Source organism: Saccharopolyspora sp. 7B (assembly GCF_020177435.1).
Taxonomy (GTDB): domain Bacteria; phylum Actinomycetota; class Actinomycetes; order Mycobacteriales; family Pseudonocardiaceae; genus Saccharopolyspora_C; species Saccharopolyspora_C gregorii.
The window spans coordinates 21305-34813 of the sequence record NZ_JAIUKC010000123.1 but is presented as its reverse complement, the minus strand read 5'-3'; the positions used below and the strand labels follow the sequence as shown (position 1 = coordinate 34813).

Annotated in this window: 15 protein-coding genes and 1 tRNA gene; 11 read left to right on the top strand and 5 right to left on the bottom strand. The window is 73.3% G+C overall.

Features of this window, described 5'->3' with window-relative positions; genetic code table 11:
- The first annotated feature begins 212 nt into the window (after window positions 1–212).
- On the top strand, window positions 213–1364 hold the full coding sequence (locus tag LCD33_RS19510) for a hypothetical protein (protein WP_224967793.1): 1152 nt from the start codon (window positions 213–215) through the stop codon (window positions 1362–1364).
- Here LCD33_RS19510 and LCD33_RS19505 read toward each other — a convergent pair.
- Window positions 1361–3391, bottom strand: coding sequence for an AAA family ATPase (locus tag LCD33_RS19505; protein ID WP_224961113.1), 2031 nt, complete (start codon window positions 3389–3391; stop codon window positions 1361–1363). The two genes, LCD33_RS19510 and LCD33_RS19505, sit on opposite strands and share 4 nt — an antisense overlap.
- Before the next feature lie 176 nt (window positions 3392–3567).
- Here LCD33_RS19505 and LCD33_RS19500 point away from each other — a divergent pair.
- The 6 genes from LCD33_RS19500 (at window position 3568) to LCD33_RS19475 (ending at window position 8028) form a co-directional block, all read left to right on the top strand.
- Window positions 3568–3640: transfer RNA gene (locus LCD33_RS19500), tRNA-Arg, on the top strand.
- A gap of 494 nt (window positions 3641–4134) precedes the next feature.
- Entirely contained in the window at window positions 4135–4380 is a 246-nt protein-coding gene (locus LCD33_RS19495; protein ID WP_224961115.1) for a hypothetical protein, read from the top strand.
- Window positions 4373–5599, top strand: coding sequence for a putative T7SS-secreted protein (locus LCD33_RS19490; RefSeq protein WP_224967791.1), 1227 nt, complete (start codon window positions 4373–4375; stop codon window positions 5597–5599). Before LCD33_RS19495 ends, LCD33_RS19490 begins: the two co-directional genes overlap by 8 nt.
- Window positions 5600–5675: 76 nt before the next feature.
- Window positions 5676–5975, top strand: a complete 300-nt coding sequence (locus LCD33_RS19485) for a hypothetical protein (protein ID WP_224961119.1) — start codon at window positions 5676–5678, stop codon at window positions 5973–5975.
- Between the two features lie 653 nt (window positions 5976–6628).
- Window positions 6629–7387: a MerR family transcriptional regulator gene (locus LCD33_RS19480; protein WP_224961121.1), complete on the top strand. Its 759-nt coding sequence runs from the start codon at window positions 6629–6631 to the stop codon at window positions 7385–7387.
- A complete protein-coding gene (locus tag LCD33_RS19475; RefSeq protein WP_224961123.1) occupies window positions 7384–8028 on the top strand; it encodes a GPP34 family phosphoprotein in 645 nt (214 codons plus the stop codon). The genes LCD33_RS19480 and LCD33_RS19475 overlap by 4 nt, the downstream gene beginning before the upstream one ends.
- A gap of 110 nt (window positions 8029–8138) precedes the next feature.
- On the opposite strand, the gene LCD33_RS19470 is transcribed toward LCD33_RS19475, so the two are convergent.
- On the bottom strand, window positions 8139–9137 hold the full coding sequence (locus tag LCD33_RS19470) for an aldo/keto reductase (protein ID WP_224967789.1): 999 nt from the start codon (window positions 9135–9137) through the stop codon (window positions 8139–8141).
- A 128-nt stretch (window positions 9138–9265) separates the two neighbouring features.
- Here LCD33_RS19470 and LCD33_RS19465 point away from each other — a divergent pair, with 128 nt between their 5' ends.
- Entirely contained in the window at window positions 9266–10117 is an 852-nt protein-coding gene (locus LCD33_RS19465; RefSeq protein WP_224961125.1) for a helix-turn-helix domain-containing protein, read from the top strand.
- A 202-nt stretch (window positions 10118–10319) separates the two neighbouring features.
- Here LCD33_RS19465 and LCD33_RS19460 read toward each other — a convergent pair whose 3' ends face one another.
- A complete protein-coding gene (locus LCD33_RS19460) occupies window positions 10320–10709 on the bottom strand; it encodes a hypothetical protein (protein WP_224961127.1) in 390 nt (129 codons plus the stop codon).
- Window positions 10706–10984 (bottom strand): hypothetical protein, encoded by a 279-nt coding sequence (locus tag LCD33_RS19455; protein ID WP_224961128.1) that lies wholly within the window; start codon window positions 10982–10984, stop codon window positions 10706–10708. Before LCD33_RS19455 ends, LCD33_RS19460 begins: the two co-directional genes overlap by 4 nt.
- Window positions 10985–11072: 88 nt before the next feature.
- Here LCD33_RS19455 and LCD33_RS19450 point away from each other — a divergent pair, with 88 nt between their 5' ends.
- From LCD33_RS19450 to LCD33_RS19440, 3 genes are all read left to right on the top strand, one after another.
- Window positions 11073–11621 carry a DUF5753 domain-containing protein gene (locus tag LCD33_RS19450; protein WP_224961130.1) on the top strand — a complete coding sequence of 183 codons (549 nt, stop codon included), beginning with the start codon at window positions 11073–11075 and terminating at the stop codon, window positions 11619–11621.
- Window positions 11622–11626: 5 nt separating this feature from the next.
- On the top strand, window positions 11627–11821 hold the full coding sequence (locus tag LCD33_RS19445; protein ID WP_224967787.1) for a DUF397 domain-containing protein: 195 nt from the start codon (window positions 11627–11629) through the stop codon (window positions 11819–11821).
- A gap of 156 nt (window positions 11822–11977) precedes the next feature.
- Entirely contained in the window at window positions 11978–12169 is a 192-nt protein-coding gene (locus tag LCD33_RS19440) for a DUF397 domain-containing protein (RefSeq protein WP_374201766.1), read from the top strand.
- A gap of 49 nt (window positions 12170–12218) precedes the next feature.
- Here the strand turns inward: LCD33_RS19440 and LCD33_RS19435 are convergent, their stop codons facing one another.
- Window positions 12219–13505 carry a VanZ family protein gene (locus LCD33_RS19435; RefSeq protein WP_224967783.1) on the bottom strand — a complete coding sequence of 429 codons (1287 nt, stop codon included), beginning with the start codon at window positions 13503–13505 and terminating at the stop codon, window positions 12219–12221.
- Window positions 13506–13509: the final 4 nt, after the last annotated feature.

Genomic DNA, 13509 nt, shown 5'->3' with positions numbered 1-13509 from the left:
CCCGGAAGCCCGGAAGCCCGGAAGCCCGGAAGCCCGGAAGCCCGGAAGCCCGGAAGCCCGGAAGCCCGGAAGCCCGGAAGCCCGGAAGCCCGGAAGCCCGGAAGCCCGGAAGCCCGGAAGCCCGGAAGCCCGGAAGCCCGGAAGCCCGGAAGCCCGGAAGCCCGGAAGCCCGGAAGCCCGGAAGCCCGGAAGCCCGGAAGCCCGGTGGCGTCGTGGCTGAGCGGGCGGACCGCTGGTCCACGGTCCCGGTCCGCCGCCGCGTGCTGGGCGTCGTCCGCACGCTGACCGCGCTGGACCGGTTGCAGGACGTCTTCGCCGTGCTCGCCGACGACTTCCGGGTGGAGGCGCGGTTCGCGGTCGCCGAGGGCTCGGAGTTCGGCGCGGACCTGCGCGGTTTCCTGGACGCGGCGGGGATGCGCTCGCTGCCGTGGGAGTCCGCGACGCAGGAGCACGTCGACCTGGCGGTGTCGCCGAGCAGCAACGGCGCCCTGCACGAGCTGGACGTCCCGGTGGTGACGCTGCCGCACGGCGCGGGCTACCACAAGCTGCGCCCGACGGATTCCGGTGTGGCGGCGGACATCTCCGGTCTGTCCGCCGAGCAGTTGCTCCACAGTGGACGCGTCGTGCCGTCGGTCCTGGCGCTGTCGCACCGGAACCAGCTGGAGCTGCTGCGCGAGTCGTGCCCGCCCGCGGCGGAACGCGCCGCGGTGGTGGGCGATCCGTGCTTCGCCCGGTTGCGCGCCAGCCTGCCGATGCGGGAGCGGTACCGCGCCGAGCTGGGCGTCGGCGACCGGCGGTTGGTGCTGGTGAGTTCCACGTGGGGACCGGGTTCGCTGTTCGCGCGCCACCCGGAGCTGGCGGCCGAGCTGACGACGGCGCACCCGGACGCGCAGGTGGCGCTCGTGCTGCACCCGAACGTCTGGGCGAGGCACAGCGCCTGGCAGCTGGGCCGGTGGACCCGCGCGGCCCGGCGGGCGGGTCTGCTGCTGGTGCCGCCGCACCGGGGTTGGCGGGCGGTGCTGGTCGCCGCGGACGTGGTGGTGGCGGACCACGGTTCGCTGGCGCTGTACGCGGCGGCGTTGGGAAAACCCCTGCTGCTAGCCGGTTTCGGCGCCGACGAGCTGGCCCCGGGTACGCCGATCGCGGAACTGGGCGCGCGGGCGCGGCACCTGTCGTCGGCGTCCGAGGTGGCGGCGGCGGAACCGGTCCCGGAGCACGAACTCCTGGCTGCGCGGGCGTTCCTGCCTCCGGTCGAGGCGGTGTCGCGGCTCCGCGCGGTGCTCTACGCCCAGCTGGGGCTGCCGGAACCCGCGTTCCCCGCGGTTCCCGAACCGGTGGACCCGTTCGTCCCGCTCCCGGACTAGTCCAGCAGCGCGCGCAGCCGGGCGGCGTCCGGGTGGCCCGCGGTCTCCAGCAGCTCCGCGGCTTCGGCCAGGGCCGCGCGTGCCGCGGCTTCGTTCCCGTCGTGCCGCGCGGATTCCGCGAGCAGTTCGAGCGGTTCGACGAGGTCGTGGCCACCGCCGCGGGCGCGGATGGCCGCCTCCGCGGCGCGGAGCTCCTCGACGGCCGCGGCGTGGCGGCCGAGGGCCTGGTGCGCGCGGGCGGCCACCACGCGGATGCGGTCCGGGGTGCGCCGGTCGTTCGGGAAGTCCCGGAGCCGGTGCCGCGCCGCGGCCAGCACCTCCAGCGCCGCGGCCGGTTCACCGCGCCCGACGAGCGCCCGCGCCAGCAGGTATTCCTGCAGCGCGGCGGCGCGGGGTTTGCCGAGTTCCAGGTTGATCTCCCTGGACCGCCCGAGGAGTTCCAGCGCCGCATCCCAGTCGCCGAGCGCGGTCCGCACCTTGCCGAGGAACTCCAGCGCGGAGGCGAGGACCCGCCGGTGCCCGGCCCGCTCGGCGAGCTCCCGCGCCCGCTCCCCGGATTCCAGCGCCGCGTCGAACTCGCGCAGCTCCAGCAGCAGCTGCGTGCGCAGGGTCCGCAGCCGCGATTCGGCGACCAGGTCACCGCACCGCTGCGCCGAGCCGATGCCCAGGTCCAGCGCGGGAACCACGTCCGCGTAGTGCTTGTGCTGCTGGTGCACCGTCCACAGCGGACCGTCGCAGAGCGAGATGACCGCGCGGTCCCAGCCCTGCTCGTGCGCGGCGGCCAGCACGTGCACGAGGTTCACCCGCTCCCGGTCCAGCCATTCCCGCGCGGTGCCGTCGGTGAACGGGTTCGGCCCGGTGAGCAGCGCGTCGTCCTGCCCGACCCGCAGCCGCTGCGGCTCCAGCACCGCGCGGTCCGCGTGGGCGCCGCGCACCCGGTACCAGTCCACGAGCCGCCGCAGCGCGCCGTCGTCCGCGGCGTGCAGCCGTTCGGCGTGCAGCCGGACCAGGTCGTGAAACCGGTATTCGTCCTGGTCGGTGCGCTCCAGCAGGTTCGCCTCGTGCAGTTCGGCGAGCAGGTCCTCGGCGTCGTCGGTGGAGAGCTCCGCGAGCGCCGCGACGGCGTCGGCGGCGAACGTCGGCCCCGGGACGTGCCCGAGCAGCCGGTGCAGCGCGCGCTGCTCGGTGGGGAGTTCGGCGAGGACCTCGTCGAAGTGCCGCAGCACCACCGGCACGCCGTCCTCGACGAACTTCTCCAGCCGCCCGTCGCCTTCCAGGTGGGCCACGATCCGCGCCAGCTTCCGCGTCGGCCACTTCGCCAGCCACCCCGCGGTGATCCGGATCGCGATCGGCAACCCGCCGCACAGCTCCACGATCCGCCGTGCCTGCTCCGGTTCCGCGTCCACCCGAGCGCCCGCGCCGGTGCGCAGCAACGCCACCCCCGGCTCGGCGTCGAGCCGCCGCAACCCGAGCGGCACCACGCCGTCCACGGCGAGCTCGGGCCGCTGCCGCCACGCGATGAGCACCAGCAGCCCGCCCGGCGAGGACGGCACCAGCGGCAGGAAGTCCCGCGGATTCGCGACGTCGTCCAGCACCAGGGCCACGTCGTGCTCCCTGGTGAAGCTGCGGAACAGCCCTTCGGCCGCGTCGGCGGAGGCGGGCACGTCGAGCCCGAACGCGTGCAGGCAGTGCGAGATCACGTCCAGCTTCGTGGCGTCCCGATCACGCAGGTCCAGGTAGATCCGGTGCCGGAACCGCAGCGGCGACTCGTGCATCCACTGCCGCACCAACGCCGTCTTGCCGGAGCCGCGCGGGCCGCTGACCAGCACGCAGGCCGGGTATTCCCCGCTGCGCGCCACCGCGGCGTCCAGCTCGGCGCGCTCGGCCTCCCGGTCCACGAAACCGGCCTGCCCCGGCTGCAGCTCCTCGGCGCGCAACGCCACCGGAACCCGCTGGTGGAAGTGCACCTGCCCGATCGACCCGGCCTGGACGAGCTGCTCGACATCGCCGCGGTTCTCGTTGCCCATCCCACTCCCCCGGACCGCACCGGCCCAGACCGCACCGGCAGCGCCGGTATCGCTTTCCAGTGACGATCTCCTCACCATACGCGACCGCCACGCCCCGCAGATCCCGTTCCGGCCCGGCCCTGCTGTCCCCCGCCGCACCTCGGCCGGTACCCTTCGACCGTCGACACGTCGACCACGCCCCCGTAGCTCAGGGGATAGAGCACGGCTCTCCTAAAGCCGGTGTCGCAGGTTCGAATCCTGCCGGGGGCGCTCCGCTGCATGTGGGACTCGGGGATGCGGTCGGCTCGGATTCGACCGCCGGGGTCTCCCGCAAGGGGCGTCGAGCCGCCCGCCCGTGCGTGCGAGGTTCTGCGGCCCCGTTTTGGCACTCCGAGTTCTCGGTCCTGCGAACGCGCGGTGACGGGCGGCTGAGCTCGCCGACGCCGCGCTCCGCCTGTGGGGCCACTGCCGCCGTGCACGCCGTCGAACGATCTCCTGGGCCGCCCGCGATCTCCGCTCCCGGTTCGCCGACGGCCGGCCACGCCCGTTCCGGAACCACAGCGGAAAGCGGCGAAAACGGCGCTGCTGCGACGAATGGACGGTGCGTGGTGTTCGTTCGGTCGGCGCGTCCGCGCACCCGGCGCTGCTAACGTCACGGAAGTGATGTTCGGGCCCGGCCCGTTGATCCGCTAGGAGCCGATATGGGGGACGGATTCGCTGTCGATCCTGAGATGTTGCGGGCGGCAGGAGGGCGAGCTCATCAGGTGATCGATGAATTGCGCGTGTTCGACTCGCGCTCCATCGCGGTGGCCGCGGCGGATGTGGGACGCGGTGGCCTCGCGCGGGCGATCGACGCCTTCAGCGCGCAGTGGCAGACCAGTGTGGCCGGTTTCATCGAGGCGGGAGACGCCTGGGGGGACCACCTCGTCAGCTCCGCTGCGGAGTACGAGGCAGCGGACCGGGCCAGCGCCAGCGCACTCGACGCGGTGCTGACGAGCCGGGATGGCTGAGCTGGGTCGGACATCCGATCCGAGCGAACTGGTTCCCGGCGATCCCGGGGAATTGCGGGCGGCTGCCCGACGTTGGCACGAACTCGCTGAGACCCTCGCCGCGACGGGGAAGGGCTTGTCCGGGCTGGACGTCGGGCAGTGGCATGGGGCGGCGGCGGAGGCCTTCACCGCTGCGCGGACCGAGGACTCGCGGCGGTGGAGCGAAGCCGGCGAGGCCCTGGCCAGGTCAGCTGCGGCGCTCTCCCGTTACGCGGACACCCTGGAGTGGGGCCAGCGCAATGCGGCCGAGGCGGCTCGGCTCTGGCAGCAGGGGGAAGAGCAGGCGGCGACCGAACTGCTGGGACGGAGCAGGCAGCAGACGCGGCAGGCCAACAACGACACCGCACTCAGCCTCGAAACGGCCAGCGGGCCTGCGGACTTCGAGACGGCGGCCGCCCCCACCGCGTCGGGCAGCAAGTGGGACGAGTTGCCCGGCGACCATCCCGATCCGGACGAGATCCACCGGGATTGGAAGAGCGACAACCACATCCTCGATCAGCACGCCCCGGACAGCAGGGAGCCGAACGAGTCGATCTACCCCGACGGCTGGAGCGACGAGAAGATCACGTCCCACGCCGAGGACATAGCCAAGAATCCCGATGCACGCCCGGTGGAGCAGACCGACCCCGATGGTGGCACCTCCTGGAAGGTCGAGGGGACGAAGGACGGGGTCAAGTCAGAAGTCATCGTGGAGGAGGACGGCCGGATCAGGACCGCCTACCCGGTAGCGGGTGAGGGGGTGCGCCGCAACGACGAGGACGGCGTACCGCAACCGATCACGCCTCTCGACCAGCAGCGGCAGGAAGAGGCCGAGCAGGAAAAGGAGCAGGCGGAGGCCGAGAAACGGCGAGCGGAGGACGAAGCGCGGGAGGCCGAGCAGGGCGCCGACAACGCCCATCGCGATGGTGATGAGGCTGCCGAGCGAGAGGCCGAGCAAGAACGCCAGGCGGCCGAACGGGAACGCGCGGCAGCCGAACAGGACCGGGCTGAGGCCGAGCGGGAGCGCCAGGAACTCATGCAGGACCAGGCCGAAGCCGATCTGGCGCGACAGGCCGAGCAGGAGCACCAGGAAGCCGAGAGGCGCCACGAGGCCGCCGAACGGAGGCGCGAGCAAGCCGAGCAGGCGCACGAGGCCGAGGTGCGGGAGAGGGATGATGGGTTGGCAGATGGGTTCGCGTAGCGACATGCCGACAGGGAAACTGCTCGATGGCTGACCGGATCACGCGTCCGGCGGCCGACTACCAAGGAGTGCCAACGTGGCGACCACCGCAGCGGTGAACACGGCGAAAGCCCTGGTGGACAGCTTGTCCGATCGCCTGCCCGCAGACCGGGTGACGCAGTTCCGCACGTTCGTCCACGTCGGCGAGCTAGCGGAACTGGCGTACGGCCTGATCGGCACGCTGCGCAAGCACGGTCTCGCGGTCACGTCTGCCGAACGCGACCTGCTGCGAGACCTGCTCCACTCCTTCGACCTGCCGATGCCCTCGTACCCGCTGCTGAGCAACCGCGACCAGTACCTGGCCGAGTTGACCGTGCGCGACGACCCGAACCTGTGAGTCCGGGGCACTAGAAGCGGCGCGGTCCACTGGCCGGGACGGCCTCTTCCGGGGCGTCCGATCGCCGTCGTCGTGGGCTCCGGCGGTCGGCAGGCTCGCACGGTGCCGGTGTTGAGGGAACCGCGAGCGCGCGCCCGAAGACGCGAGCCCGATCCGCGGCGCCTGCGGATCGGGCTCGCGCACCACGCACGCGGCGTGGGGTCTCGTCCGGGAGGGGTGTTCGGCGGCGCTCCCACGTCGGTGCCGGACACCCCTCCCGCGTTCGCCGGGCCGTGCTGCTCGGGGTACGGGCGGTGCCGCGCGGAACCTGTCGCGGCGACACCGGCAGCCGGGCGCCGGCGCTGGGGCCGACCTTTCCTTCGGTCGGGTTCGGAGCCAACCAGGGCCGGGTGGTTCTCGATCCCGCCGCGTTCGGGCGGTCGGGGAAACCCTCGGCTGTCGCGCAGGCCGGATCGCCGCGGGGAGCGGTCCGCGGGTGAGCGGGTCCGGAACGGCGGTCCTCCGCGGGGCGAGCCAGGCGACTCCGGCTGTGACCCGGGTCGCTTTTCCGATTTTGCGGGCGGCCGGGCTTGACCATGCCGCAGCGGCACGGTTTCGACTACTGGTGCCCGGCGCGGTCGCGTCGGACGGATGCGAACGATGAGGTGTCGGAAGTGGCGTGGAGCACTCGCGAGATCGCCGAGCTGGCCGGGACGAGCCTGCGGGCGGTGCGGCACTACCACGACGTCGGGCTGCTGGCCGAGCCCGAGCGGCGCGCCAATGGCTACAAGCAGTACGGCGTCACGCACCTGGTGCGGGTGCTGCGGATCAAGCGGCTCACCGACCTGGGCTTCTCGCTGTCGCAGATCGCGGAGATGGGCGAGACCGACGACCACCCGGAGGAGGCGCTGCGCACCCTCGACGCGGAGCTCGCCACCACGATCGAACGCCTGCAACGCGCCCGCGTGGAGCTCGGCCTGATCCTCCGCCAGTCCGTGCCGACCGATCTGCCGAGGGAGTTCGCCCCGGCGGCGAAGAAGGCGACGCTGTCCGATGCGGACCGTTCGCTGGTGGTGGTGATGTCCCGGGTGCTCGGCCCGCAGGGCGTGCAGGCCTACTCGGACATGTTGCAGGACATGCCGCCGGACCCGATGAGCGCCGAGTTCGACGCGCTGCCCGCGGACGCCGACGACGCCGCCTGCCGGGCCTTGGCGGAGCGCACCGCACCGTTCGTCCGCGAGCTGTACCGCGAGTTCCCCGGGCTGCACAAGGCGAACGTCGACGCGCCGAGCGGCCCGCGCTTCGCGCGGGAGACCATGGGCAAGGCCATCGTCGACCTCTACAACCCGGCGCAGATCAACGTCCTGGTGCACCTGGAGCAGATCCTGGCCGCGGACCCGATGCCGCAGCCGGAAGACGAGGAGACGCCGTGAACGAGTCGTTGCCGGACCGGATGTTCCTGCTGTCCTACGACGTGGACAAGGGCAAGCTCGACGCGGCGAGCGTTCTGGTGCGCGGATCGCTGCTGCGCGCGGCCGCGGTCGTCGAGCTCGTCGAACGGGGACTGCTGCGCGAGGGCGGCGGCAAGGCCGAACGCACCCCGGCCGCGGCGCCGGAGGACGCGTTCCTCGCCCACGTGCTCGACGCCGTCCGCGAGGACCGGCCGCGCCGCTGGACCACGCTCATCGACACGGGCTTCCAGCACGCGGAGGGCGCGGTGCGCGACCGGCTCGCCGCCGCCGGGGTGATCACCGCGGAGCGGCATCGCGCGCTGGGCCTGTTCCCGGTCCACGACATCGCTCCCGCCGACCCCGGGCGGGTCCGGGAAGTGCAGGACCGGGTGCGGGACGTGGTGCTGGGCGGGCGCCCGCCCACCGCGCACGAACCGCACGACGTGGTGCTGGCCGCGTTCGCCCTCGAAGGCGACGTGCGCACCGCGTTCACCGGCAAGGAGCGGCGGGCGCACCGGGACGCGGCGAAAGCCGTCGCCGCGCACGTCGACGAGCGGCTGCCGCACCTGCGCAAAGCGCTGACCTTGTCCATCGCGGCCCGCCGGAGCGCGGCGACCGCGTGAGGCCGGGACCGGGACCCCGGCCTGCGGCCTGCGTTCGCCGGAGGGGTGCGAACGCCGGTCGGCGCCGCGCCGGGTTCCGCGAGCGAACGGTGCCCGGCGTGGCGACCCGCTCAGTTCCCGACGCCGAGCTCGGACATGAACGCGGCCGGGTAGCGGTCGCCGCGGGCGGAACCGGCGGGCACCGCGGCCTCGATCCCGGTCAGGTCCTCGGCGGTGAGGTGCAGGTCCGCGGCGGGCAGCGCCTCCGCCAGCCGGTCGCGGGTGCGGGCGCCGACCAGCGGCACCACGTCCTCCCCCTGCGCGGCGACCCATGCGATGGCCAGCTGGGCGACGGTGCAGCCCTTCTCGTCCGCGACCCGGCGCAGCTGCTCCACCAGCGCCAGGTTGTGCTCCACGTTGCCGCTGGAGAACCGCGGCGAGGCTCCACGGGCGTCCCCGGCGGCACCGCTGCGCTCCGCGCTCCAGTGCCCGGAGATGAGGCCGCGGCCCAGCACGCCGTACGCGGTCAGGCCGATGCCGAGCTCGCGCAGCGTCGGCAGCACCTCGGCCTCCACCGCGCGGGACAGCAACGAGTACTCGATCTGCAGGTCCGCGATCGGGTGCACCGCGTGGGCCCGGCGGATCGTCTCCGCGTCCACCTCGGACAGGCCGATGTGGCGCACGTACCCGGCCTCGACCATCTCGGCGATCGCCCCGACGGTGTCCTCGATGGGCACCGCCGGGTCGAGCCGCGCGGGCCGGTACACGTCGATGTGGTCGGTGCCCAGCCGCTGCAACGAGTAGGCCAGGAAGTTCCGCACCGCCTCCGGCCGGTTGTCCTGCCCGCCGAAGCGCCATCCGGGGCCGCGGAGCGCGCCGAACTTCACGCTCAGCAGGTAGTCCTCGCGGTCGCGCCCGCGCAGCGCCTCGGCGAGCAGCAGCTCGTTGTGGCCCATCGCGTAGAAGTCGCCGGTGTCGATGAGCGTCACGCCCTCGTCCAGCGCGCGGTGCACGGTGGCGATGCTCTCCGCCCGGTCGGCCGTGCCGTAGGCCTCCCCGGACATGCCCATCGCGCCGAGCCCCAGCGTGGAGCTCACCGGCCCGGCCGTCCCCAGCTTTCGTTGCCGCATGGCGTGTTCTCCTCGGTCGTCGGTCTCGCCGTCCACCTTGCGCGGATTCCGGGCGGTGCGGGAGCGAGCGTTCATCGTGGGAGAGCCGCTCCCTGGATGCCGTCCGCGACCGGGAGCAAGATGGCGACGTGCACCGTGATGCCCTGGCCGACTTCCTGCGCCGCCGCCGCGAAGCGGTCCGCCCCGCCGAGGTGGGGCTGCCCGCCGGGCCGCGGCGCCGCACCGCCGGACTCCGCCGGGAGGAGGTGGCGATGCTGGCGGGCATGTCGGTGGACTACGTGGTGCGCCTGGAGCAGGGCCGCAGCAGCCAGCCGTCGACGCAGCTGCTCGGGGCGCTGGCGCGGGCGCTGCGGCTGTCCGACGACGAGTGCGCGCACCTGTTCCACCTCGCCGGGCACCACCCGCCGCACTCGGCCGCGACCGCGCGCACGGCCCGCGCCGGGCTGGTGCGGATGCTCGACCTGCTCGGTGACACGCCGGCGCTGGTGCTGTCCGACCTGGGCGAGGTGCTGGCGCAGAACCCGGCGAGCCTGGCGCTGATGGGCGATCAGACGCGGTTCACCGGCGACCGCCGCTACCTGGTGCACCGCTGGTTCACCGACCCCGACGTGCAGCTGCGGCACCTGCCGGAGGAGCACGACCGGCACTCCCACCAGCTGGTCGCGGACCTGCGGGCGACCGCGGGCCGCCGCGCGGACGATCCTGAGGTGGCCGCGCTGGTGGACCGCCTGCGGGCGGCGAGCGACGAGTTCCGGCGGCGCTGGGACGAGCACGAGGTCGCCGTCCGCCGCGCCGACCGCAAGACCCTGGTGCACCCGCGGGTGGGGCCGCTGCTGATGGACTGCGAAACGCTCGTCACCCCGGACCAGCGGCAAGAACTCCTCGTCCTCACCCCCGCCGACACCGACACCCGCGAACGCCTGGACCTCCTCCTGGTCCTCGGCACCGAGGAGTTCCCGGCCGACACCACACCCCGCTGACCGGCGGCCCGGCCGTGGCCGGGGGGCGGCCTTCCGGACCGGTGACGTGTGGGCCGGTCACCGGCCCGAAGCCCCGGTACCCGTCGGGGAAGGGGTTCCGGGTACCGGGGCCGGGTTCCTCGCCGGAGCTCGCGGTCGGGGGAGCGAGTCCGGCGAGGCGCGGCCTGCCGCCGGGGGCTGCGGACGGCGGCCGCGGTCCGGGTCAGGCCGCCGCGCTCAGGCGGCGGCCGAATCCGGGGATCGGTGGGAGCCACTGCGGTGTCGCGATCCGGCCCGGCGCGTCCGGGTCCTGCTCGGGCCAGGCGATCGGCGGCTCCGGCGGCGGTTCGGCGTGGAACGAGCGGCGTTCGGACAGCACGACCAAGGCGATCTCGAATGCGGACGACGTTCCCGGCTCGTCGTCGTGCGCCACCGCCGCGACGCAGGACTGGCACACCTCGCGCCCGTCCGGCGGTGGGATGTCCAGGACGCGCGACATCCGGCCGGTGAGCGGGTGCCCGCAGGTCGCGACGATCACCGCTCCCCGCGCACCACGACCCACCAGGTGCCAGGTCGAGCACCACTCCGAGGTCAGCCAGGCCCACCCGGTCACGCCGGTGCCTCGAAGCCGAGTTCGGCGCGCGCGGCGGCGGACCGGAGCGCCGTCGTGCGGACGCACACCATGCACGGCATGCCGCGGAGGCCGTCGACGAGCTCCGCTTCGTCCGCGCGCAGCACCGCCGCGCAGAGCGTGCCCCAGTCCCCGTCCGGGCGGCGAACACCCGCGTGCACGACCCGGCGGGTCTCGCCCACCAGGCCCGGCGCGTAGCGGATCCGCACGAAGTCAGACGTCAGCGCGATCCTCTCCGCGCTGGAACTGTCGAGCACCGAGCGCGAACGCCTCGTCGGGATCGCGCGCGAGGTCGACGATCCGGACTGGCTCAGACCTGGAATACCCGGGGTCCGCGACGAGTTGGTGACGCTGATCGAGTACGAGCGCACCGCGACCGCGATCACCGAAGTCGCACCGCTGTTGATCCCCGGCCTGCTGCAGACCTCGGACTACGCGCGGGCCGTCATGAGCGATCTGCCCGCGGCCGAGCGCGAAGCGAAGATCGGGCTGCGGGCCGGGCGCCGCGACCTGTTGGAGAAGCGGAACGGACCGAAGTTCGAGGCGATCCTGGCTGAGCAAGCTCTGACGGATCAGGTCTGCGCGCCGGAAGAACAGGTGGACCAGCTCCGTCATCTCCGAAAGCTGGCCGAGAAACCCGGCATCTCCATCCGAGTGCTACCGAGCGGACTGCACCGGTGGACGCCTCTGCGGGGTGGCCACTTCATGTTCTTCGAGTTCCCGCAAGCCGCGCCGATCGTGCACGTGGAGATGCTGGCGAGCGGCGTGTTCATCTCTCGCCCGGCGACGATCTCGGCGTACCGCGATGCCGTCGGTACTCTCCGGCAGGAAGTGATGAGCGAGGAGCAGACCACGGATCTCATCTCCTCCCACATCGAGCGCGCAGAGGAGTAGAGCTCATGGAACAGCAGGTGACGGGCTGGCGGAAGTCCTCTCGGTCCGGGCAGCAGACCGCGTGCGTCGAGGTCGGCGGGGTGGCCGGGGGTGCCGCCGTGCGGGACAGCAAGGATCGGGGCGCGGGGCACTTCACCGCCACCACCGACCAGTGGACCGCGTTCCTGCGAGCCACCAAGAACGGCCGCTTCGACGGCTGAGCTGCGGCCCGGGGGCGGAATCCTCAGGGCCGCCGTCCGCTGCGGCTCCGCGACCGTTCGCCGGTTCGGCCCGGCCGGGCGCGTCGTGGTGCGGGAGCGGCACGGTATCGACGAGGTTCTCGACCGGAGGGGATGAACGACGTGACGGTTTCGGGCTTGTCGGCACCGACCGGGTGGCGCACGTCCACCCGCAGCCACCAGCACAGCGACTGCGTCGAGGTCGGCGGGGTGGCCGGGGGTGCCGCCGTGCGGGACAGCAAGGACCGCGGTGCGGGGCACTTCACCGCCACCACCGACCAGTGGACCGTGTTCCTGCGGGCCACCAAGGACGGCCGCTTCGACGGCTGAGCGGTGCACGAGCGGCCCCGGCGCACGTCCCGCCGGGGCCGCCGCGCGTTCACCGCGGTGCCGGGGCCGGCTCGTCGTCCCGCTGCTCCGCCGGCACCGGGTGGGGCGCGTTGTGGTGCGGGAGGGCTCGGTTGTGCACTCCCGAGGCGAGCTCGTGCAGGCTGCGGTCCGCCGGATGCAGCCGCACCACCAGCGCGTACAGCGCGACCAGGACCGTCGAGGCCACCCCCACCACCACGGCGAACAGCCCCGCCAGCAGCACGTTCTCGTCGAGAGCACCGGATCGGGCCACCCGCAGCACGGCACCGGGCACGCCCCGGCCGCCGAACGTGTCGGCCGCCAGCAGCACGAGCAGCAGCGGCGGCAGGAACGGCATCGCCAGCACCACGGCGCGCAGCAGCAGCCGCCACGCCGCCGGACGAGCACCCGAGTCGTCGACGAGCTCCAGCAACAGCAAGCGCTTGCCCGGAGTCGCCCCGGTCCACGCGGGCAGCGCCACGAACCAGCCGCCGAACACCACCGCCGGCCCCCACCACGCGGGCAGGCCGAACATGATCACCACGACCAGGGCGAGCGCGCTCAGCACCGCGGCCCCCGCGATGTCCAGCACCAGCGCCACCGCCCGACGCCCGAACGGGACGGGATGCCGGGCCAGCACCCGCTCGTCCAGGGCGTTCAGCGCGGGCATCGCGCGCCCCACCTGCCCGCCGAGCCACCAGCCGAGCATCGCGCCGAGCGTGTTCACCACCAGGTCGTCCACGTCGAACAACCGGTACGGGCACGGGTAGATACCGAACACGCCGGTCCCCTGCGTCACCTCGAACGACAGCGCCACGGCCGCCGCCACCGCCAGCGACGTCCACGGCCCGCGGCGGAAGTGGTAGCGCAGGAACACGCCCAGCGGCAGCAGCAGGAGCAGGTTGAACCCGGTCTCGATCACCGCCGAGTTGTGCAGCACCAGGTCGCCGAAGGTCACCCGGTGGCCGGATTCCTTCCACACGTCCGCGAACGTGTTGCCCGGCGTCAGCTGCCACTGCCCCATCCGCGGGTATTCGCGGCACACGTCCACCGCGGTGCCCGGCAGCGGCATCAGCACCAGGCAGTACGCGGTGATCAAGTAGTACAGGAAGGCGTAGAACGACAGCGCCCACCAGCGCATCACGCCGTGCCTGCGGTAGAGCACGACGGCCACCGGGACCAGCAGGACGAAGGCGAGGAGCGGGAACAGCACCGCTGCGGTGCGGATCGGCAGGAGGTACGCGTCGGCCACGTGCCACAGCATCTCCGGAGCGCGTCCCCCGGCACCTCGGCCGATCGGCGCGTTCCCGTCGGCCATCAGG